A 22509-nucleotide genomic window follows, 5' to 3' on the forward strand; every position below is an offset into this window, starting at 1 on the left:
ATGAGCTTAAAATCAAAAATAAAGACATTTTTTTTCCTGGAAGATGAATATGACTATAATGATGAGGAAATGCTCGAGGAAGAAACGGAACCCTTTAAGCCTAGCAAACAGCCTGTCCAGCAAAAGCAGAATGTGGTAAGCCTTCAAAGCGTTCAAAAAGCATCCAAGGTTATCCTTATGGAACCAAGGATGTATGCTGAAGCACAGGAAATCGCTGACCATTTGAAGAATCGCCGGGCTGTTGTCGTAAACCTGCAGCGTATTGAACAAGACCAGGCGAGAAGGATTGTGGATTTCCTAAGCGGAACTGTTTATGCAATCAGCGGAGATATCCAGCGGATTGGCATGAATATCTTTTTATGTACCCCGGATAATGTGGAAGTAACAGGGAATATTTCTGAACTGATGCAGGAGCGGGATTACCAAGAGTCGAGGTGGTAGATTTAATGGATTTAGTGATAGGTATCATAGCTCAGTTAGTTAGTCTTTACCAATGGGCGCTGATTATTTATATTTTCATGTCATGGTTCCCTAATGCAAGGGAAACAGCGATCGGCCAGTTCCTGGCGAGAATTTGCGAGCCATTTCTGGAGCCGTTCCGCCGGATCGTGCCTTCAATCGGCATGATTGACATTTCACCAATTGTCGCATTTCTGGTGCTGCGTTTTGCAGTTGATGGATTACGGCAATTGGCTCTATGGTTCTAATATCAAGGAACTTCGCAGGGTCTGATTCAGGCCCTGCTTATTTTCTATCAAGACTTAGAAGGAGAACGAAATGAGTATCTACCAGCATTTTCGTCCTGAGGAACGGGAATTTATCGACCAGGTCATTAATTGGAAAGAATATGTTGAGCAAAATTATGCTCCAAAGCTGACGGACTTTTTGGATCCCCGTGAACAGCAGATTCTTTCGGTTGTTATCGGAAAACATCCTGACGTGAAGTGGGAATTATTTGGGGGTGCACCAGGAACTGAACGAAAACGGGCATTCCTTTTTCCTGAGTATTTGGAGGTAAAGCAAGAGGATTTCCAAATTAAACTGTTTGGCATCGAGTACGCCAGCAAGTTCGTGAACATTGAACACCGGCAGGTACTCGGGAGCCTGATGTCCCTGGGACTGAAGCGCGGAAAGTTTGGCGACATTCTGATTGACGGGGATACGGTCCAATTTTTTGCAGCTGAAGAAATTGCAGATTATATCCGTCTTCAATTGGAATCAGTAGGGAGGGCATCCATTAAGCTGACGGAACAGCCGCTTGCAAACGCCTTGACGATCGATGAGGTATGGAATGAAATGAATACTACGATATCATCTTTACGACTTGATACAGTGATGTCCACACTCTTTAATCTCTCACGGCAAAAATCCCAGCTTTTGATCCAGCATGGGCATGTGAAAGTAAACTGGACTGCGATTGAGAACACTGCCTTCGACTGCGGTGAAGGCGATGTCATCTCCGCGCGTGGATATGGACGTGCGAAAATCATCACAATTGATGGGAAAACAAAGAAAGATAAATATCGAGTTATTGCCGGAAGAAAAAAATAATTATATAGTAAAGAAGAAGGATTTTTAGTGTTTTTGTCGAATCATTGCTTTAAGTACATAAAGGATTATAACGAAATGGGAGGTGGCGTAATGCCTTTAACGCCGTTAGATATACACAACAAAGAATTTAATAAGGGATTTCGCGGGTATGATGAAGATGAAGTGAATGAGTTCCTTGATCAAGTCATCAAGGACTATGAACTAATAATCCGAGAGAAAAAAGAGCTTGAAGAAAAGCTCAATGAAATGAATTCAAGACTTGGACACTTTACAAACATCGAGGAAACATTGAATAAATCGATTGTCATCGCACAGGAAGCGGGAGAAGAAGTCCGCCGCAATGCCCAAAAAGAAGCCAAGCTGATTATCAAGGAAGCAGAAAAGAATGCTGACAGGATCATCAACGAATCATTATCAAAGGCCAGAAAAATTGCCCTGGAGATTGAAGAGTTGAAAAAACAATCCAAAGTATTCAGGACAAGATTCAAGATGCTGATTGAAGCACAGCTTGATATGCTGAACACAGATGACTGGGATCACCTGCTGGAATATGAACTGGATTCAACAGAATTAAAGGCGACTGCAAGAGAAGAAGAAGATTCACTGGCTTGACGCAGACGCGCTATTTCGCATATAATTTCATAACAAAGTGCATTACATGACAGAAACGATGACAGGGACAGTACGGCGTTCCAGTTGCTTGCTTTTTCAGCGAAATGGGGAAGGTGGAAGCCCATTGCAAGCGGATTGCCAGAAGATCACCCGATAGTTCCGAGCTGAACATCCATACAGGATCAGTAAGTGCAGGCGTGACATTCGCGTTAAGAATGCTAAGAGGACAGGATAAAGATTTCTTGTCTATTTAGGGTGGTACCGCGGGAATAAAACCTTCTCGTCCCTTTCCAGGGATGGGGAGGTTTTTTTATTTTCCTGGAATCGTTATTTCATGGCTGCAACGGTAAAATTAGGAGGATCAATTAAATGGAGTACAAAGACACATTGCTCATGCCGAAGACTGAGTTTCCAATGCGCGGGAACCTTCCAAACAGGGAACCGGAAATCCAGGCAAAATGGGAAGAAATGAATATCTATGAAAAAGTCCAAAAGCACACGGAAGGACGCCCGCTGTTCATCCTTCATGATGGACCTCCATATGCGAATGGAGATATCCATATGGGCCATGCATTAAACAAGATCTTAAAAGACTTTATCGTTCGCTATAAGTCAATGAGCGGCTTTTGCTCTCCATATGTTCCCGGATGGGATACACATGGTTTGCCGATTGAGCAGGCATTGACCAACAAAGGTGTAAAACGCAAGGAAATGACAGTCGCTGAATTCAGGAAGCTATGTGAAGAATATGCATATGAGCAGATCAACAACCAGCGTGAGCAGTTTAAGCGTCTTGGGGTCAGAGGCGACTGGGAAAATCCTTATATCACTTTGAAGCCTGAATATGAGGCACAGCAGATCAAGGTGTTTGGCGAGATGGCCAAAAAAGGATATATCTACAAAGGTAAAAAGCCGGTTTACTGGTCACCATCAAGTGAATCCGCACTGGCAGAAGCAGAAATTGAATACCAGGATAAACGTTCAGCTTCCATCTATGTTGGTTTCCCTGTAAAAGACGGTAAGGGTGTTTTAGACCAGGATGTTGAAATTGTCATCTGGACAACAACGCCGTGGACGATTCCTGCAAATCTGGGTATTTCTGTACACCCCGAATTGACTTACGTAGTGGTTGAAGCCGACGGAAAGAAATTCCTTGTTGCTGAAGAACTGCTTGAAGCAGTAACGAATGAAATCGGCTGGGATAGTGTCTCTACTGTCAAGAAATTTGCAGGCAAGGAGCTTGAAGGCGTTCTTGCAAAACATCCATTGTATGGCCGTGATTCACTTGTCATGCTTGGAGAGCACGTTACGACTGATGCTGGTACAGGATGCGTACACACGGCTCCTGGACATGGTGAAGATGACTTCCATGTTGGCCAGAAATATGGCCTTGAAGTTTTATGCCCTGTTGATGATAAGGGTGTTATGACGGCTGAAGCAGAAGGCTTTGAAGGATTGTTCTACGATCAGGCAAACAAGCCAATCACTGAAAAGCTTGAAGAGGCTGGCGCTTTATTGAAGCTAAGCTTCATCACACACTCCTACCCGCATGACTGGAGAACGAAGAAACCTGTTATCTTCCGTGCTACAGCACAATGGTTCGCATCCATTAAAGATTTCCGAGGCGAGCTGCTAAAAGCTGTTGAGGAAACAAAATGGGTTCCTGCATGGGGCGAAACAAGATTGTTCAATATGGTCCGTGACCGCGGCGACTGGTGTATCTCCCGTCAGCGCGCATGGGGTGTTCCTATCCCTGTATTCTACGCTGAGAACGGGCAGGAGATCATCACTGACGAAACAATCGAACATGTTTCAAATCTATTCCGTGAGCATGGATCAAATATCTGGTTTGAAAAAGAAGCGAAGGAATTGCTGCCAGAAGGTTTCAGCCACCCTGGAAGTCCTAATGGCCAATTTACAAAAGAAACGGACATCATGGATGTTTGGTTCGATTCCGGATCTTCTCACCAGGCAGTGCTTGTTGAACGCGATGACCTCCAGCGTCCGGCAGACCTTTATCTTGAAGGCTCTGACCAATACCGCGGCTGGTTCAACTCTTCTTTATCAACAGCCGTTGCAGTAACTGGCAAGGCACCATATAAAGGAGTTCTCAGCCATGGTTTTGCTTTGGATGGTGAAGGCCGCAAGATGAGTAAATCAATCGGAAACGTCGTTGTTCCTGCCAAGGTCATGAACCAGTTAGGTGCAGACATCCTTCGACTTTGGGTTGCATCTGTTGACTATCAATCAGATGTGCGTGTTTCTGACGCAATCCTTAAGCAAGTTGCTGAAGTATACCGTAAAATCCGCAACACATACAGGTTCTTGCTTGGCAATCTTTCAGACTTCAATCCTGAAACGGATGCCGTACCATTCGAACAGTTACGCGAAGTGGACCAGTTCATGCTCGTCAAACTGAACAAGCTAATCAAATATGTACGAAATGCTTATGACAACTATGAATTTGCAGGCGTATACCATGCGGTCAACAACTTCTGTACACTTGATTTGAGTGCCTTCTATCTGGATTTCGCGAAGGATGTCCTGTATATCGAAGCAGCAGATAATGCTGAGCGCCGTGCAATCCAGACAGTTTTGCATGAAAGCTTGCTTGCATTAGTGAAGCTGACTGCACCTATCCTTTCTCATACTGCGGATGAAGTTTGGGCATTCATTCCATCAGCGAAGGAAGATAGCGTTCAGCTTACAGATATGCCAGAAGCTAAGGAAATCGCGAATGGGGAAGAACTTGAGAAAAAGTGGAATGCCTTCATGAAACTCCGTGACGATGTCCTTAAAGCGCTTGAAGAAGCGAGAAACGAAAAAGTGATCGGAAAGTCTTTGACTGCAAAAGTTTCATTATATGTAAGCGACAGTACAAAAGAGCTTCTTGACGCAATCTCTGAAAACTTAAGCCAGCTATTCATCGTTTCAGGCTTTGAAGTTGCAGGAAGCTATGACCAGGCTCCAGAAAATGCCATCAAGCTTGAAAACGCAGCAATCGTTGTAACCAAAGCTGAAGGTGAAACTTGTGAAAGATGCTGGGTTGTCACACCAGAAGTGGGTAAAGTTGAAGAACATCCAACACTTTGTGAGCGCTGTGCAACAGTAGTAAAAGAAAATTACTAAATAATACATGACTCCGGGTTTTTGGCCCCGGAGTTTTTTTATGTATGCCAAATAACATCCTGCTTGGGAAATCCTGCAGTACATGTAAAAAGTTAAGTTGAGTCAGCATCCTGCCTGTGGAAATAATAGCTGTAAACAGGAACGGGGGCAGATATATGGAAAGTAATCTTGATTACATTTACAATGAGCTCCGCGAAACGAAGACAGAATTGTTAACGTACCTGAACTATGGCGATAGAGACGTAAGAATTTTGAAATATATAAAAGATGAACTTCGCGATATCGAAGCAGCATTGGAGAAAGTGGATAATGGAGAGTATGGAAAATGTGAATTATCTGGAGAATATCTCCCATACGATTTTTTACAGACAATCCCAACAGCTAGATCAGCCAGTGAATTAAACCAAATGGAACAATATTACCGAAAACCAATATATTCGTGAGTTTTTTGTGCCACTTGGTCAGGGGTTTGGGAAAAACAAAAAACGAAATGGAAAATTCCGTTGCAAGTTTCCAAGTCGGCAATAAAATTAATTCTTCGCGAATAACGATTTCATTAAAACATCGAAAAACAGCAATAAAAATATTTTTTCACCAAAAAAAGTTTTTCGAGTTCACTGAAAATCATGATTGTACTTCACAGATTTTAATACAAATTTAACCTTAATAAGGTGCTTTACCACCTTTCAATGTCATTAACATCATAAAAGCTTATAAAATCTGTCGTTTTAATCTTTTATGTGCTAAAATGCAAAGGTATATATGATGGATGTGGAGGTTACCTTTGTGTTTTATTACATAATTGCGCTGTTTGTGATCTTGCTTGACCAGCTTACTAAATGGTTCATTGTGAAAAACATGGAGCTTGGAGAGAGCATAAAGGTTATAGAGAATTTCTTGTACATCACTTCTCATCGCAACCGTGGGGCGGCATGGGGAATCCTGCAGGGGCAAATGTGGTTCTTTTATGTCATAACGATTGTTGTGGTGATTGGCCTTGTCATTTATATTCAGAAGGCAGCCAAAGGCAAGATGCTGCTTGGTGTTTCGCTTGGTTTCATGCTTGGCGGGGCGATTGGGAATTTCATCGACAGGGTATACCGGAAAGAAGTGGTGGATTTTATCAACACATATATTTTCGGTTACGATTTCCCTATTTTCAATATTGCCGATTCTGCATTGGTAATTGGTGTGGGTCTGCTGATGATTGATATGATCAGGGAAGAGAGAGAGGCGAAAAGAAAAGCTTATGGAGAAAATGGAACACATCATCAGTGAAGAACAGGCTGGTGACAGAATAGATAAGATTATTTCAACGCTTGATCCTGAGTGGTCAAGAAGCCAGGTCCAGCAATGGATCAAGGATGGCAGCGTGCTGGTTAATGGAGTACAGGTGAAAACAAATTATAAATGCAGCCTGAATGACAGGCTGGAAATCATCATCCCGGATCCTGAGGTACTGGATGTCATCCCTGAAGAGATGGACCTCGAAATTTTTTACGAGGATCAGGATGTACTGGTTGTAAACAAGCCTAAAGGAATGGTTGTCCATCCAGCACCTGGACATATGACAGGTACCCTGGTGAATGGATTGATGGCCCATTGTAAAGATCTATCCGGGATTAACGGTGTTTTACGCCCGGGTATTGTCCACAGGATCGATAAGGATACTTCTGGCCTATTGATGGTGGCTAAAAACGATCTGTCCCATGAAAGCCTGGTGAACCAGCTTGTGGCAAAAACGGTAACCCGTAAATACAAGGCACTTGTCCACGGCAATATTCAGCATGACCATGGCACAATCGATGCTCCGCTTGGACGTGATCCTAAGGATCGCCAGAGCATGACGATCGTCGATAAAGGAAAACATGCTGTGACACATTTTAATGTGCTCGAACGCTTTAAGGACTTTACCTTAGTTGAGTGCCAGCTCGAAACAGGAAGAACTCACCAGATTCGTGTGCACATGAAGTATATCGGTTTTCCTCTTGCCGGGGACCCTAAATACGGTCCTAAAAAGACACTTGATATCGGCGGCCAGGCACTGCATGCAGGCGTGCTTGGTTTCGATCACCCGAGAACCGGTGAGTATATTGAATTTGAAGCGCCGATGCCTGAATATTTCATAGACCTTTTAAATGATTTAAGAGAAAATCATTGACAAAGTTCTGCAAGTGTCTTAAGATGACTATAGTTTAATAAGTCCTTTAAGACAGTCCCGTGAGGCTGAGAAGGAAACGGATTTGCAACAGGCATTTTCTTGATGCTCTGCTGCAGCTGACACTACACGTTTACCCTCTTGCCCAAACTGGCAGGAGGGTTTTTTACTGAACATATCCGTTTTCAACCATAGAAAGAGAAGGAGTGAAAACAAGTGACAGAAAAAGCGGTTGTGCTCGATAATCAAGGAATCCGCAGAGCATTAACGAGGATTGCCCACGAAATTATCGAAAGAAACAAAGGCATCGAAGACTGCGTGCTCGTTGGAATCCGAACCAGAGGGATTTTTATCGCCAAAAGGCTCGCCGATCGGATCCAGGAAATTGAAGGTGCTGAAATACCCGTAGGAGACCTTGATATCACACTGTATCGTGATGACTTGACAAAAAAGACGAGTGACCAGGAACCGGAAGTAAAGGGTTCGGATATTCCGGTCGACATTTCGAATAAGAAAGTAATTCTGGTAGACGATGTCCTATACACTGGCAGGACTGTACGGGCTGCGATGGATGCCCTGATCGATATCGGGCGCCCGGCTACCATACAGCTTGCAGTCCTCGTTGACAGGGGACACAGGGAGCTTCCAATCAGAGCAGACTTTGTAGGCAAGAACATACCGACTTCAAGCGCTGAAAAAATCGTTGTCGAACTGCAGGAAGTAGACCAGGAAGAACGAGTAAGCATTTATGATAAATAAATAGTGCCCTTTTAAAAGCAGTCCAGAGAGGCTGAGAAGGGGGAACACATGGCTTATGGCTTTGTGCGGGCTTTTTTTGCCCATACCCTCTTTGCACCTTCTGGCAAAGAGGGTTTTTGTTTTTATAAAAGAGAGGGGAATAAAAATGAACAAACCAATTCTAGATATTAAAGATATCCCAACACCATTCCAATGGTTCACACTTAGTCTTCAGCACTTATTCGCGATGTTTGGCGCCACAATCCTGGTTCCATACCTTGTAGGCTTAAGCCCGGCAATCGCTTTGATTTCAAGCGGACTGGGTACAATAGCATTCCTGATCATCACTAAATTCCAGGTACCGGCTTACCTTGGCTCATCCTTCGCCTTCATTGCTCCTGTCATTGCAGCAAAAGCAGGCGGCGGCCCGGGTGCCGCAATGATCGGAACTTTCCTGGCCGGCCTCGTCTACGGAACGGTCGCTCTCATTATTAAAAAAGCCGGCTATCGCTGGATTATGAGGTTATTGCCGCCTGTTGTTGTTGGACCAGTTATCATTGTCATCGGGCTTGCACTTGCTGGTACAGCCGTCAGCATGGCGATGAATGTTCCTGGCACGACCGAGTATAGCCTGCTTCACTTTTCTGCAGCTCTAGTCACACTTGCAGCAACAATCATCTTCTCGATATATGGAAAAGGCATGATGAGCATGGTGCCAATCCTTGCAGGGATAATCGTCGGTTATGTATACTCATTGTTTATTGGAATTGTAGACTTCTCAGTAGTCCAAAAAGCCGGATGGTTTGAGATGCCTGACTTCATCATCCCATTCGTTGACTACAAAGTGAAAGTAACAATGGAAATCGCCCTTCTGATGGTACCGGTAGCAATCGTGACATTATCAGAACACATCGGCCACCAGCTTGTCCTGAGCAAGGTAGTCGGCAGAGACTATATTAAAGAACCTGGCTTGCACCGTTCTATCATGGGAGACGGCATGGCAACCATGATTTCAGGCTTAATCGGCGGACCGCCTAAAACAACTTACGGTGAAAACATTGGAGTGCTGGCAATCACAAGAGTGTACAGTGTTTATGTCCTGCTTGGAGCCGCCATTATTGCCACAGTCTTCGGATTCATCGGTAAAATCACTGCTTTGATCAGCTCGATTCCTACACCGGTAATGGGTGGGGTTTCCATCCTGCTGTTCGGAATCATCGCTTCATCAGGATTAAGAATGCTGGTAGACAGCAAAATAGACTTTGGCAACACGCGTAACCTTGTTATCTCTTCAGTCATCCTGGTTATTGGGATTGGCGGGGCATTCATTAAGGTATCAGAACAGTTCCAAATTCAAGGTATGGCTCTGGCAGCAATCATCGGTGTAGTTCTGAACATCATCCTTCCAGGACGCCCGGAAATTGAAGAAGATATGTTTGAAGTTGAAACGGAAAAAAAAACTGAGAAAAAGAACGATGTAGCATAGTTTCACCTTTTAAAAAGGTCCAGAGAGGCTTAAAAGGGTGTCATGGGCGAACCGGCTTATTCAACATGCACATAAATTCGCGATTCAGCGGATTTATGCCGGCAAGTTCATGCAAAGCACCCTGTTGAACAGACAGGGTGCTTTTTTCTACATAAAAGGGGGCGGACTGATCATGAAATGGGATCTGCTGACAACATCAAAATTGAGCATTAATGAAATCCAAGAAATTCTTGGAAGTGCAACAGGATTCGCCATGGGGGAGACATGGCAGCCCAATGAAAAGGTTTTTATCAGCAATTTGTTCTTTGAGCCCAGTACAAGGACGAAATCGAGTTTTGAAGTGGCTGAACGAAAGCTGGGGCTTGAGGTTATTCCATTCGAGGTGCAGACATCAAGCGTCTTAAAAGGAGAGACATTGTATGACACAGTCAGGACCCTCGAAGCAATTGGCACTGATGCAGTGGTAATCAGGCACAGTGCGGACAATTACTTTTCTGAGCTCAAACAAGGAATATCAATCCCCATCATCAATGCGGGAGATGGAAGGGGGCATCACCCCACACAATCACTGCTGGATCTTATGACCATCCGACAGGAATTTGGCCGGTTCACGGGAATCAAAGTAGCCATCATTGGCGATATCCTGCACAGCCGGGTGGCAAGATCCAACGCCGATGCTCTTATCAGGCTCGGGGCCAGGGTCATTTTTTCCGGTCCTGCAAGCTGGGTGAACTTATCTGAACTCCCCCACGGATGCGAGTATATGGAAGTGGATGACGCTATCCGCGAGGCAGATGTTGTTATGCTTCTGCGTGTCCAGCATGAACGCCATGATGGAAAAATTCTATTTGAAAAAGAAGATTACCATCAACGATACGGATTAACCCGCGAGCGGGAAAAAATGATGAAAAAAGACAGTATCATTCTCCATCCCGCACCAGTCAACCGCGGAGTAGAGATTGCAAATGAACTAGTGGAATGTTCAAAGTCGAGAATATTTAAGCAAATGGAAAACGGCGTGTATATAAGAATGGCTGTTTTGAAAAGAGCACTTGAAAACAAGAATGGGGGAATGGATCATGTCAATGCTAATCAAAAATGGCAAACTGCTTACTGAAAACGGTTTTGAAACAATGGATATTTTCATAGAAAACGGAATAATATCACAGGTTGGCCCCCTCTCCTCAAAGGCTGATCAAATAATTGACGCAGAAGGAAAGCTGGTAGCACCAGGGCTGATTGACCTGCATGTCCACCTGCGGGAGCCTGGCGGAGAAAAGAAAGAAACGATTGCTACAGGGACACTTGCTGCAGCAAAGGGTGGTTTTACTACAGTTGCTGCCATGCCTAATACAAGACCTGTCCCTGACTCAAAGGCCCAGATGGAATGGCTCCAGGAAAGGATTCAGGAAACGGGTTATGTAAGGGTTCTGCCCTATGCCTCAATCACTATTCGAGAACTTGGACAGGAGCTAACTGATTTTAGTGAACTGAAGGAAGCAGGAGCATTTGCCCTCACCGATGATGGGGTAGGGGTTCAGTCAGCAGGTATGATGCTTGAAGCAATGAAAAGGGCAGCAAAACTTGACATGACTATCGTTGCTCACTGTGAAGACAATACATTGATCAATAAAGGCTCGCTCCACCAGGGGAAGAAAGCTGAAGAACTAGGAATTCACGGAATTCCGTCAGTTTGTGAGTCAGTACATATTGCAAGGGACATCCTTCTTGCTGAGGAGGCAGGGTGCCACTACCATGTCTGCCATATCAGTACGAAAGAATCCGTCAGGGCAGTCAGGGATGCGAAGAGGTATGGCATAAGAGTGACCGCTGAAGTCACTCCGCATCATTTACTTTTATGTGAAGACGACATACCAGGAAACGATGCAAATTATAAGATGAACCCTCCGCTCAGGAGCAAACAGGATCAGGAGGCTTTAATTGAAGGCCTGCTTGATGGCACAATTGATTTCATCGCGACAGATCATGCACCGCATACCAGTGCTGAAAAAGCAGAGGGAATCGAACTGGCGCCATTCGGGATTGTCGGACTTGAAACAGCATTCCCGCTTTTGTATACGCATCTTGTTAAAACAAACATCATTACATTGAAGCAGCTGGTCGACTTTTTAACAATCAAGCCTGCTCAGGTGTTTGGGCTTCCATACGGTGAGCTCAAAGAAGGCTCACCCGCAGACATTGTGCTGATTGACCTGGACGAAGAAAGAGAAATCAATCCAGAAAAATTCCTAACCAAAGGAAAGAATACACCATTTGGCGGATGGCACTGCAAGGGATGGCCTGTACTGACGATTGCTGAAGGAAAAATAGTCTGGGAAAAGGGAGTTGTAACAGCATGAAGAAGCAGCTGATTTTAGAAGACGGCACAGTTTTTATAGGAAAAGGATTTGGAAGTGAGACATCGACAATTGGTGAGGTTGTTTTCAATACAGGTATGACTGGTTACCAGGAAATACTCTCAGATCCATCGTACTGTGGACAGATCGTAACATTGACTTATCCGCTGATTGGCAATTATGGAATCAATAGGGATGACTTTGAATCAATCAGTCCCGCAGTCCGTGGCCTGATTGTGAAGGAAAATGCTGATTTCCCTTCCAATTGGCGTTCGGAGATGCCTTTGAATGATTACCTGGGAATGAAGAACATTCCGGGAATAGCTGGAATCGATACAAGAAAGCTGACGAAAATCATCCGTAAGTATGGCACTTTAAAGGGGGCCATTTGCGGATTAGATGTAAATGCAGAAGAGATGGCTGCCTCTTTGAAACGGGAAACACTGCAAAAGGATCAGGTGAGGGAAGTATCGACCAGGACAGCATACCCTAGTCCGGGCCGCGGCCATAGAGTCGTTCTTGTGGATTTCGGACTGAAGCATGGGATTTTAAGAGAACTGAATGACAGGAACTGTGATGTCATTGTGGTCCCTTATAATACAGCCGCTGATGAGATCCTAAGTTTAAGCCCAGATGGCATCATGCTCTCAAACGGACCTGGGGACCCGAAGGATGTGCCTGAAGCCATTGAAATGATCAAGGGTGTGCTTGGCAAGGTTCCGCTGTTCGGAATTTGCCTGGGTCACCAATTATTCGCACTAGCATGCGGAGCGGATACGGAAAAAATGAAATTCGGCCATCGAGGATCCAACCACCCTGTCAAGGATTTACGTACAGGAAAAGTGGCTCTGACTTCACAGAATCATGGATATACAGTAACGGAGGATTCTGTCACTGGGACAGAGCTGGAAGTTACCCATCTTGCTTTGAATGATGGAACTGTTGAAGGACTTGCACATAAAAATGCAGCAGCATTCACTGTCCAATATCATCCGGAAGCATCACCTGGACCTGAAGATGCGAACGGATTATTCAATCAATTCATCGAGCTAGTGAAAGCAGAAAAAAAAGGAGGCTGTCAATTATGCCAAAGCGTAAAGATGTAAATAGTATTCTAGTAATCGGGTCTGGTCCTATAATCATTGGACAGGCGGCGGAATTTGATTATGCTGGAACACAGGCGTGCATTGCACTTCGTGAAGAAGGGTATAAGGTCATTCTCGTCAATTCGAATCCGGCAACCATCATGACAGATACTGAAATCGCTGATGTAGTATACATAGAGCCGCTTACTCTTGAGTTTGTGGCGCGGATCATCCGCAAGGAACGCCCAGATGCCATCCTTCCGACACTTGGCGGCCAGACAGGACTGAACTTAGCTGTTGAACTGTCCAAGGCAGGTGTACTGGAAGAATGCGGTGTGGAGATTCTAGGTACAAAGCTTGAAGCCATCAATCAAGCAGAAGACAGGGAGCTGTTCAGAAGTCTGATGAACGAACTGGGTCAGCCTGTTCCGGATAGTGATATCATACACAGTCTTGATGAAGCATACGCTTTTGTGGAGGAAATTGGCTATCCAGTGATTGTCCGGCCTGCTTTTACAATGGGTGGAACCGGCGGAGGCATATGCAGCAACGAGAAAGAACTGATCGAAATCGTGACGAGCGGCATCAAAAACAGTCCTGTCGGTCAATGTCTGCTAGAAAAAAGTATCGCTGGATTCAAGGAAATAGAATACGAAGTGATGCGAGACAGCAATGATAATGCGATAGTGGTCTGCAATATGGAAAACTTTGATCCTGTTGGTGTCCATACGGGTGATTCCATTGTTGTAGCTCCAAGTCAGACATTGAGCGACAGAGAATACCAGCTGCTTAGGAATGCCAGTCTGAAAATCATCAGGGCACTCAAGATTGAAGGAGGCTGCAATGTACAGCTGGCGCTTGATCCGGACAGCTTTAATTATTATGTTATCGAAGTGAATCCTCGTGTCAGCCGTTCTTCCGCTCTGGCTTCAAAAGCGACTGGCTATCCAATCGCCAAGCTTGCAGCAAAAATAGCCGTAGGCTTAACTCTTGATGAAATGCTGAATCCTGTGACTGGCAAAACATATGCCTGCTTTGAACCGGCGCTGGATTATGTTGTAACCAAGATTCCTCGCTGGCCATTCGATAAGTTTGAATCCGCGAACCGTACGCTCGGAACGCAGATGAAAGCTACTGGGGAAGTGATGGCGATTGGCCGTAACTTTGAAGAGTCTCTACTTAAGGCGGTTCGTTCCCTTGAAGCGGACGTTACTCATCTCACTCTTAACAATAGAAATGAAATTGACGATGAATTGCTGGAAAAGAGAATCCGTAAAGCTGGTGACGAAAGACTATTCTACCTGGCAGAGGCCATCAGGAGAGGGAATACAATTGAAACGCTTCATAGCTGGAGCAAAATCGATTTATTCTTCCTTTATAAATTAGAAAGATTGATAGCTTTTGAGCAGCAGGTTGCTGAAAGGCCGTTCGATTTGGAAACGGCAAGGGCAGCAAAGCAAAAAGGTTTTGCCGATAAGGTACTGGCTGAATTATGGAATGTAGAAGAAAAGGCGGTATATCAATGGCGTCTTGAACAGAACCTGCTGCCTGTCTATAAAATGGTCGATACATGCGCAGCTGAATTTGAATCAGAAACACCATACTTTTATAGCACATATGAGGAAGAAAACGAGTCAGTTGTCAGCGACAAACAAAGTGTGATTGTCCTGGGATCCGGACCAATCAGGATTGGGCAGGGAATTGAGTTTGACTATGCAACTGTCCACTCCGTTAAAGCCATCAAGGAAGCCGGATATGAGGCAATCATCGTTAATAACAATCCTGAAACAGTTTCAACTGATTTCAGCATCTCGGATAAATTGTACTTTGAGCCGCTGACAATTGAGGATGTCATGAATATCATCAACCTCGAAAAGCCTATTGGCGCAGTTGTCCAATTTGGCGGGCAAACAGCAATCAATCTTGCATCGAAACTGGTTGACAGGGGTGTAAGCATCCTGGGGACAACTCTTGAAGACCTTGACAGAGCAGAGGACCGTGACAAGTTTGAACAGGCACTCTCGAATCTGGGAATTCCACTGCCAAAAGGAAGCACGGCAAAATCTGTGGAAGAAGCGGCTGTCATTGCTGCTGAAATTGGCTATCCAGTCCTGGTGCGTCCATCCTACGTGCTTGGCGGCAGGGCGATGGAAATCGTCTACAAGGAAAAGGAACTGCTTCATTACATGAAAAACGCAGTGAAGGTCAATCCTGAATATCCTGTGCTGATCGATCGTTATCTGACAGGAAAAGAAGTGGAAGTCGATGCGATTTCTGATGGTGAAAACGTATTGATACCTGGAATCATGGAACATATCGAAAGAGCCGGAGTGCATTCTGGTGATTCGATTGGAGTCTATCCTCCGCAAAGCCTTAGTGAGGAAGTAAAAAAGAAACTGGTCCAATACACGATTGACCTTGCGAGAGGGCTGAAAATCGTCGGTTTGCTGAATATCCAATATGTCATTGCCAATGAAGAAGTGTTCGTACTCGAGGTGAACCCGCGTTCCAGCCGTACTGTACCATTCCTGAGCAAAATTACAAACGTGCCAATGGCAAAAATTGCGACAAAGGTAATCCTTGGCCAAAGCCTTCTCTCACAGGGCTATGGAACAGGCATCGTGCCGGAGCAAGAGGGAGTCTTTGTCAAGGTACCAGTATTCTCGTTTGAAAAATTGCGCCGGGTAGATATTACATTAGGGCCTGAAATGAAATCGACTGGAGAAGTCATGGGCAAGGATACCACTCTGGAAAAAGCCTTATATAAGGGGATGGTTGCTGCAGGAATGAAGTTCAGGGAGTTTGGAACTGTACTTCTTACAGTGGCTGACAAGGATAAAGAAGAAGCACTTGCACTGGCCAAAAGATTCTCGAATATTGGCTATCAATTGATGGCGACTGAGGGCACGGCGAAATACCTGCAAACAGCAGGCATAAAAGTAAAGACCGTTGGCAAGATTGGCTCAGAAGGACTGAACCTCATTGATGTGATTCGTACAGGAGAAGCGCAGATGGTCATCAACACGCTGACAAAAGGCAAGCAGCCTGAACGGGATGGCTTCAGGATTCGCCGGGAATCAGTTGAAAATGGCGTTCCATGCTTCACTTCCCTTGATACTGCGAAAGCAATTTTAAGAGTCATAGAATCAATGACATTTTCAGCAGAATCCTTAAAGCCGATGGATGCCGTAAAAGAAGGTGTACTTTTATGATCAGGCAGGAAATCTGCAGGATAGAGAGTAATAGGCAAATCGCCGACAATATTTTCGAACTTGTCCTGAGCGGCGGAATGTCACATGAAATGAAGCAGCCCGGACAGTTTGTCCACATAAAAGTAGCAGATGGGTTAGATCCTCTGTTGCGCAGGCCGATCAGCATATCGTCCATCAATCAGGAAACGTTTACGATTATTTACAGGAGGCAGGGAAGAGGGACTTCCCTGCTTGCTGAAAAATCATCAGGGATGGCAATCGATGTCCTGGGACCTTTGGGGAATGGCTTTCCGGTGGAAGAAGCAAAGCCGGGACAAACAGCAGTGCTTGTAGGAGGAGGGGTTGGTGTGCCTCCGATGTATGAACTGGCTAAACAGCTTGCCAGAAATGGGGTCAATGTTGTAAGCATCATCGGTTTCCAAACAGAAAGTGCCGTATTTTACGAAAGAGAACTCGCTGAATACGGTGAGGTATACGTGGCTACTGTGGATGGCTCTTACGGCAGGAAGGGGTTTGTTACGGACGTCCTTACCAGCCTGAATGCATCAGTGGATATCGTGTTTGCCTGCGGGCCTACGCCGATGCTCAGAGCCATTGAGGATGGGCAATATGCGCCGAAAACATATTTGTCACTTGAGGAGCGCATGGGCTGCGGAATAGGGGCTTGCTTTGCATGTGTCTGCCATCTGAAAGAAGATCCAAAAGGGTTTACATATAAAAAGGTATGCAGCGATGGACCAGTGTTTAAAGCAGGGGAGGTTGTCATATGAGTTCGTTATCAGTCAAGCTGCCTGGACTCAATTTGAAGAATCCGGTTATGCCCGCCTCTGGCTGCTTTGGTTTTGGCAAAGAGTTCAGCCAATTATTTGATCTTAATCAGCTCGGTGCCATCATGATTAAAGCAACAACACCCGAACCCCGGTTCGGCAATCCTACCCCAAGAGTGGCCGAAACATCCGGAGGGATGCTGAACGCCATCGGCCTGCAAAATCCAGGCCTGAATCAGGTTTTCAATGAGGAACTTCCATGGCTGGAGCAGTTCGATGTACCAATCATAGCGAATATCGCGGGGTCAACAGAAGAGGATTATGTAAAGGTAGCATCCCAATTGTCAAAGGCTCCTAATGTCCATGCTCTCGAGCTGAATATCTCATGCCCAAATGTCAAAACAGGGGGAATAGCTTTCGGAACAGACCCGGACATGGCCAAAGCACTGACTCGAAAGGTAAAAGAAGTTTCTGAAGTGCCTGTGTATGTAAAGCTTTCCCCAAATGTTACCGACATTGTCAGCATTGCAAAGGCGGTCCAGGATGGTGGAGCAGATGGCCTAACATTGATCAATACTTTGCTTGGAATGCGAATTGACCTGGCAACAGGACAGCCAGTTCTTGCAAATAAAACCGGAGGATTATCCGGTCCATCTGTTAAACCAGTTGCCATCAGGATGATATATGAAGTCAGCCAGCATGTTTCCATCCCGATTATTGGCATGGGAGGAGTCCAGTCAGCGGAAGATGTTTTAGAGTTTTTCCTTGCAGGTGCAAGTGCGGCTGCCGTAGGAACACAGAATTTCGTGGATCCATTTGTATGCCCGAAAATCATTGAAGAACTGCCAGAGTTGATTGCAAGTTTTGGGGCAGACCATATATCAGAGCTAACAGGAAGGAGCTGGAAGAAGAATGAAAGACTCGCTTATTATCGCACTTGATTTTCAAAACAAGGAGCATGTGCTGCAGTTCCTAGAGCCATTCGGTAATGAACAGCTTTTTCTAAAAGTTGGGATGGAACTCTTTTATTCAGAAGGACCATCGATTATTGAAGTGTTAAAAAACATAATCATAGAATTTTCCTGGACCTGAAGCTTCATGATATTCCTAACACCGTGAAAAGTGCGATGAAGGTACTCGCAGGTTTGGGCTGTGACCTTGTTAATCTGCATGCTGCCGGAGGTTCTGAGATGATGGCGGCTGCGATTGATGGACTGGATGCTGGCACTCCGCTGGGCGTCAAGCGGCCAGATTGCATTGCGGTGACCCAGCTGACAAGTAACTCTGAAGCACAGGTGAGTTCAGAACAACTTATACGAGTATCATTGCAAGAATCCGTTTTAAATTATGCTGAACTAGCCAAAAGGTCAGGGCTGGATGGCGTGGTGTGTTCACCACAGGAAGCTAGATCTATTCATGAAAGGATGGGAACTGAATTCCTTACCGTTACACCTGGAATCAGGCCAGCTCAAAGCGGACTGCAAGACCAGAAGCGAACCGCAACTCCTGAGTTTGCCAGACAACAAGGAATCTCTGCAATAGTTGTTGGGAGGCCGATAACAAGAGCTGCCGATCCGCTTGAAAGCTACCTTAAAATTAAAAATGAATGGAAGGGTGCAGGCATATGAAAAGACAAATAGCAGAAGCGTTATTGGAAATTGAGGCGGTCAGCTTGCAGCCGGAAAATCCGTTTACGTGGTCCTCTGGCATGAAGTCGCCAATTTATTGTGACAACCGGCTCACACTTTCATATCCTGAAGTCCGCAGAAAAGTGGCTGAAGGGCTGAGGAATTTGATTGTCGAGCATTTCCCTGATGCAGAAATGATTGCAGGTACAGCTACTGCAGGTATACCACATGCGGCCTGGGTCAGTGAATTGCTTAATCTGCCAATGAGCTATGTTCGCTCTAAAGCTAAGGGTCATGGAAAAGGGAACCAGATTGAAGGGAAAGTGACAGCGGGTCAAAAAGTCGTAGTTGTTGAGGATTTAATTTCAACCGGAGGAAGCGTAATCGAGGCAGTGAATGCCCTGCGTGAAGCAGGCTGTGATGTACTGGGAGTTGTTTCTATTTTTACATATGAACTTGAGAAAGGGCAGCAGCAGCTTAAATCTGCTGGAATAACAGCTGTTTCCCTGACGGACTTTACCACTCTTTCTAACCTGGCAGAGGAAAAAGGGTTAATCACAAAAGAAAATGTTGAAAGTCTTGCTGAATGGCGTAAGGATCCTTCAGAGTGGGGAACAGCAAAAAAAATCTAAAGAAACATGCAGCCAAAAGATAAGGCTGCATGTTTTATTATAATGGGGATTATTCAGAAGTTTACACAGGATATAAATGGATGCTTTAGGTTATTTATGGTCTCCTATGTAACCTGCCATTGGCGGACGTTCCATCCAGCCATTTTTTATTAGAAGCTCAGCTCCATCTTCAGCATATAAACCTATTTCCGTGATTAGTCCTGTATACTCCAGTGCCAAATCCCGTCTTTGAGAAACTGACAAACCTGCACTATAAAACCCTATTGCCGCGGATATCAATGTCTCTATATGAAATAACATCAGCTTATCTGAAAAAGGAGCAACAGTGGAATTGGTAACTTCCGAAATCCATAAATTAGGTGAGGACAAATTGTCTTTTAGCAAAAAACTTCTAAAGGTTTCAAAGTGTTTCAAGCAAATTTCTTTCCCTTTATTGAAATATTTTTGAAGTTCTTTTGATCGGCAAACCTGGCCAAATCCAATTTCTAATACTACTTTAACCGCTGTCTTTTGCATATTAAAACTAAGACCACTGATTTCCATGGCATTCAATGACCGCTTTTTTCCAAACCAGCCAGTTAAATAGCTCTGGCTGTTTACAAAATCTACTTGATTGGGACTGTTAATATAAGGAGTTCTGCTGTAAATCCCTTTTTCCAGCATTAAATGCACAGTTCTCTCGTATAATTCCATTGCTTCTTTATTGCATCGGATGAAGTATGAAATCTGGTCAGCACGGACGGAGGTCCCAACAGCCCCGGCATAACCAGTCATTCCGTGTAAAGTCATAATATGCATATAAACCAGCATGAAGGTATCGGAAAATAAGGAAGGAGCATTAAGGTTTACATCCTCTTCCAAGGTAAAGCCTTTTGGAATTGGAAAGCCAGCCTGGGTTAGGAAGTCTTCGATCTTAACAAGGTGGGGGTTAGCGATGCTTAACGCAAATTCAAGGAGGCTCCTGATGTCTTCGTCTTGCAAATTATTAATAGAATGGGTAAGTATGCAAATGGATAGTGAATCATTCATATATTGAGTCCAAAGGTTCGCTAACTCTCCAGATGTCAGTGAAACTTTATGGGTGATATCTTTCAATGCAAAAACCTCCGATAATAATTTCATCCTGCATATTATTTAAGTGTTAAGTTAAGATGAAATTATTATTCGAAGCTTGATAATTTTTTATCCGAAACTTATATAATTAGGTTTCTCCATTTCTGAAAAGCAAACAATAACAAACCCGCCATGATAGGCGGGTTCTTCATATGTCATTTTTTAAAATTTAAAATCATGTCCTCATCAGGTGTCACATATACAGTCTGCTGCTGTTCGTAAATAACGAACCCTGGTTTGGCACCGGCAGGTTTCTTAACATGCCGGACTTTTGTGAAATCTACAGGTACCGAACTGGAATTCCTTGCTTTGCTGAAATAAGCGGCAATCTGGGCTGCCTCAACTATGGTTTCTTCTGAGGGCTCTTTGCTGCGGACCACGACATGAGATCCGGGGATATCTTTAGTATGCAGCCATATTTCATCGCGTGCCGCTACTTTGTTTGTCAAATAATCATTCTGCTTATTATTTTTTCCTACCAGTATTTCCGTCCCGTCAGTGGCACGGTATTTTTCCAGAACAGGTTTAAGGTTCTGTTTATTTTTACTGCCTTTTTTCTGCCTCGCCCGTATATATCCGCCTTCGATTAATTCTTCCCTGATTTCCTCAATATCCTTCGGCGAAGCAGCCTCAACCTGTTGCAGCAAGGAATCGAAATAGGCAACCTCGGCTTGTGCTAATTCGATTTGCTCCTTTACGATATTGACAGAATTCTTAGCCTTTTGATATTTAGTAAAATACTTTTGGGCATTCTCCGACGGAGTTTTCCTTGGGTCCAATGGAATAGTAATTGAAGCTCCGTTTTCATCGTAATAATTCATGACAGAAATCTCTTTCATTCCCTTTTGTGCCATGAAGATGTTAGCAGTGAGCAATTCACCATAAAGCTGGAATTGTTCTGCTTTTTTTGCGTCCTCCAGGGTAGCTTCAAGCTTCTTGATTTTCTTCTCGTTCTTTTCTTTCTCATTCGCAAGCAGCCGTTCAAGATCGTTCCCCTGCTGTTTGACTCGGTCACGTTCTGCTTTTCCAAAGTAAAAGCGATCCAGCAGTTGGCTAAGCGTCTCGAAAGATTTTGTCTCACCCTTTAAATGTTCGAGGGGAACGAGATAAAAAGCTTCCTTATTGCTGCCATAGGTGACTGACGGCTTATAATGATGCTCTCTTAGCTCTTCCATTGTGGATATAAATGACTTAGGCAGAGTTGTCCGGTTGGCGAGACCTGCCTTATATATGATCTCTCTTGCCAGTACCGGAGATACCCCGGCAAAATTAGCAACCAACTGCTTATCAAGCTTTCCAGCATTGAAATCAATCATCCTTAGCACATCTTCTTCCTGCGCCTCCAGTGGGTCCATTTTTTCCTGTTGTGGCGGCATGATGTATTCCTGGCCAGGCATGATCGCCCGGTGTGTATTAACGGCAAAGGAAATATGCTTGATGCTGTCAAGGATCACATTCCTGCTTTTATCGACCAGGATAATATTGCTATGACGACCCATGATTTCAATAATCAGCCTTTTATATGAAATATCGCCGATTTCATTTCTGCCCTTCACTTCAAAAATGATCATCCTGTCCAGCCCAGCCTGAATGATATCTTCAATAATAAAACCTTCAAGATGCTTACGTAAAAGCATGCAAAACATTGGTGGCTCATTAGGATTCTCATGCTGCTCATTCGTAAGCTGGACCCTCGCATAACTTGGGTGAGCTGACAGCAGCAGCTTATGGTTGACTCCATTCGCTCTAACAGCAAGAATAATTTCGTTTTTGAATGGCTGGTGTATTTTATTGATTCTTCCTCCTTTAAGCGTGGAGGAAAGTTCGTTTGTAATCGCTCTGGTAAACAATCCGTCAAATGACATTTGAATTACATCCTTTTCTTTTATCTAGCGTTCCTTCAAAGGGGGCTGGCCAAGTCGCCTCCGCTTTTATATTGTCCAGCTGCAGCGTCTAGCCCCTCGAGTCGCTTCAGTCCGACCGATGAAGTCAAAGAGCGACTTCACCGGTCGGCCTTCCAGCGCTTGTCGGAGCTGACAAG

20 protein-coding genes, 1 pseudogene and 1 other annotated feature are annotated in these 22509 nt (G+C 44.5%); of the genes and pseudogenes, 19 read left to right on the forward strand and 2 right to left on the reverse strand.

Annotation, left to right across the window (positions count from 1 at the left end; all coding sequences use genetic code 11):
• The 19 genes and pseudogenes from B5X77_RS12725 to pyrE all read left to right on the forward strand — a co-directional run bounded on the left by B5X77_RS12725 (window position 1) and on the right by pyrE (window position 19355).
• Window positions 1–441 (forward strand): cell division protein SepF, encoded by a 441-nt coding sequence (locus tag B5X77_RS12725; protein ID WP_079508361.1) that lies wholly within the window; start codon window positions 1–3, stop codon window positions 439–441.
• 5 nt (window positions 442–446) lie between these two features.
• Window positions 447–707: a YggT family protein gene (locus tag B5X77_RS12730; protein ID WP_079508362.1), complete on the forward strand. Its 261-nt coding sequence runs from the start codon at window positions 447–449 to the stop codon at window positions 705–707.
• A 70-nt stretch (window positions 708–777) separates the two neighbouring features.
• Entirely contained in the window at window positions 778–1551 is a 774-nt protein-coding gene (locus B5X77_RS12735; RefSeq protein WP_079508363.1) for a YlmH family RNA-binding protein, read from the forward strand.
• A 90-nt stretch (window positions 1552–1641) separates the two neighbouring features.
• Entirely contained in the window at window positions 1642–2163 is a 522-nt protein-coding gene (locus B5X77_RS12740) for a DivIVA domain-containing protein (protein ID WP_079508364.1), read from the forward strand.
• 49 nt (window positions 2164–2212) lie between these two features.
• Window positions 2213–2454, forward strand: a binding site (T-box leader).
• Window positions 2455–2532: 78 nt separating this feature from the next.
• Window positions 2533–5292: an isoleucine--tRNA ligase gene (gene ileS, locus B5X77_RS12745; RefSeq protein WP_079508365.1), complete on the forward strand. Its 2760-nt coding sequence runs from the start codon at window positions 2533–2535 to the stop codon at window positions 5290–5292.
• 155 nt (window positions 5293–5447) lie between these two features.
• Window positions 5448–5735 (forward strand): TraR/DksA family transcriptional regulator, encoded by a 288-nt coding sequence (locus B5X77_RS12750; RefSeq protein WP_079508366.1) that lies wholly within the window; start codon window positions 5448–5450, stop codon window positions 5733–5735.
• A 343-nt stretch (window positions 5736–6078) separates the two neighbouring features.
• Complete coding sequence (gene lspA / locus B5X77_RS12755; protein WP_079508367.1) at window positions 6079–6570, forward strand: signal peptidase II; 492 nt, start codon at window positions 6079–6081, stop codon at window positions 6568–6570.
• On the forward strand, window positions 6542–7453 hold the full coding sequence (locus B5X77_RS12760) for an RluA family pseudouridine synthase (RefSeq protein WP_079508368.1): 912 nt from the start codon (window positions 6542–6544) through the stop codon (window positions 7451–7453). The genes lspA and B5X77_RS12760 overlap by 29 nt, the downstream gene beginning before the upstream one ends.
• 213 nt (window positions 7454–7666) lie before the next feature.
• On the forward strand, window positions 7667–8209 hold the full coding sequence (gene pyrR / locus B5X77_RS12765; RefSeq protein WP_079508369.1) for a bifunctional pyr operon transcriptional regulator/uracil phosphoribosyltransferase PyrR: 543 nt from the start codon (window positions 7667–7669) through the stop codon (window positions 8207–8209).
• A gap of 48 nt (window positions 8210–8257) precedes the next feature.
• Window positions 8258–8380, forward strand: coding sequence for a hypothetical protein (locus B5X77_RS23740; RefSeq protein WP_257391806.1), 123 nt, complete (start codon window positions 8258–8260; stop codon window positions 8378–8380).
• Window positions 8355–9674 (forward strand): solute carrier family 23 protein, encoded by a 1320-nt coding sequence (locus B5X77_RS12770; RefSeq protein WP_079508370.1) that lies wholly within the window; start codon window positions 8355–8357, stop codon window positions 9672–9674. The genes B5X77_RS23740 and B5X77_RS12770 overlap by 26 nt, the downstream gene beginning before the upstream one ends.
• 172 nt (window positions 9675–9846) lie before the next feature.
• Window positions 9847–10791, forward strand: a complete 945-nt coding sequence (locus B5X77_RS12775) for an aspartate carbamoyltransferase catalytic subunit (RefSeq protein ID WP_079510227.1) — start codon at window positions 9847–9849, stop codon at window positions 10789–10791.
• Window positions 10754–12034, forward strand: coding sequence for a dihydroorotase (locus B5X77_RS12780; RefSeq protein ID WP_079508371.1), 1281 nt, complete (start codon window positions 10754–10756; stop codon window positions 12032–12034). Before B5X77_RS12775 ends, B5X77_RS12780 begins: the two co-directional genes overlap by 38 nt.
• The gene (locus tag B5X77_RS12785) at window positions 12031–13137 is read left to right on the forward strand and encodes a carbamoyl phosphate synthase small subunit (RefSeq protein ID WP_079508372.1); all 1107 of its coding nucleotides are present in this window, start codon (window positions 12031–12033) and stop codon (window positions 13135–13137) included. Before B5X77_RS12780 ends, B5X77_RS12785 begins: the two co-directional genes overlap by 4 nt.
• Window positions 13116–16328 (forward strand): carbamoyl-phosphate synthase large subunit, encoded by a 3213-nt coding sequence (carB, locus tag B5X77_RS12790; RefSeq protein WP_079508373.1) that lies wholly within the window; start codon window positions 13116–13118, stop codon window positions 16326–16328. Before B5X77_RS12785 ends, carB begins: the two co-directional genes overlap by 22 nt.
• Complete coding sequence (locus tag B5X77_RS12795) at window positions 16325–17098, forward strand: dihydroorotate dehydrogenase electron transfer subunit (protein ID WP_079508374.1); 774 nt, start codon at window positions 16325–16327, stop codon at window positions 17096–17098. Before carB ends, B5X77_RS12795 begins: the two co-directional genes overlap by 4 nt.
• Window positions 17095–18036, forward strand: coding sequence for a dihydroorotate dehydrogenase (locus B5X77_RS12800; protein WP_079508375.1), 942 nt, complete (start codon window positions 17095–17097; stop codon window positions 18034–18036). The genes B5X77_RS12795 and B5X77_RS12800 overlap by 4 nt, the downstream gene beginning before the upstream one ends.
• Window positions 18008–18723: pseudogene (pyrF, locus tag B5X77_RS12805) on the forward strand (orotidine-5'-phosphate decarboxylase). The gene B5X77_RS12800 and the pseudogene pyrF overlap by 29 nt, the downstream one beginning before the upstream one ends.
• The gene (pyrE, locus tag B5X77_RS12810) at window positions 18720–19355 is read left to right on the forward strand and encodes an orotate phosphoribosyltransferase (RefSeq protein WP_079508376.1); all 636 of its coding nucleotides are present in this window, start codon (window positions 18720–18722) and stop codon (window positions 19353–19355) included. The pseudogene pyrF and the gene pyrE overlap by 4 nt, the downstream one beginning before the upstream one ends.
• A 90-nt stretch (window positions 19356–19445) precedes the next feature.
• Here pyrE and B5X77_RS12815 read toward each other — a convergent pair whose 3' ends face one another.
• Window positions 19446–20450 carry a DUF3231 family protein gene (locus tag B5X77_RS12815; protein ID WP_079508377.1) on the reverse strand — a complete coding sequence of 335 codons (1005 nt, stop codon included), beginning with the start codon at window positions 20448–20450 and terminating at the stop codon, window positions 19446–19448.
• 173 nt (window positions 20451–20623) lie between these two features.
• Window positions 20624–22333, reverse strand: a complete 1710-nt coding sequence (locus B5X77_RS12820; protein WP_079508378.1) for an Rqc2 family fibronectin-binding protein — start codon at window positions 22331–22333, stop codon at window positions 20624–20626.
• Window positions 22334–22509 lie beyond the last annotated feature (176 nt).

It is taken from the genome of Mesobacillus jeotgali, from assembly GCF_900166585.1.
GTDB lineage: Bacteria > Bacillota > Bacilli > Bacillales > Cytobacillaceae > Mesobacillus > Mesobacillus jeotgali_A.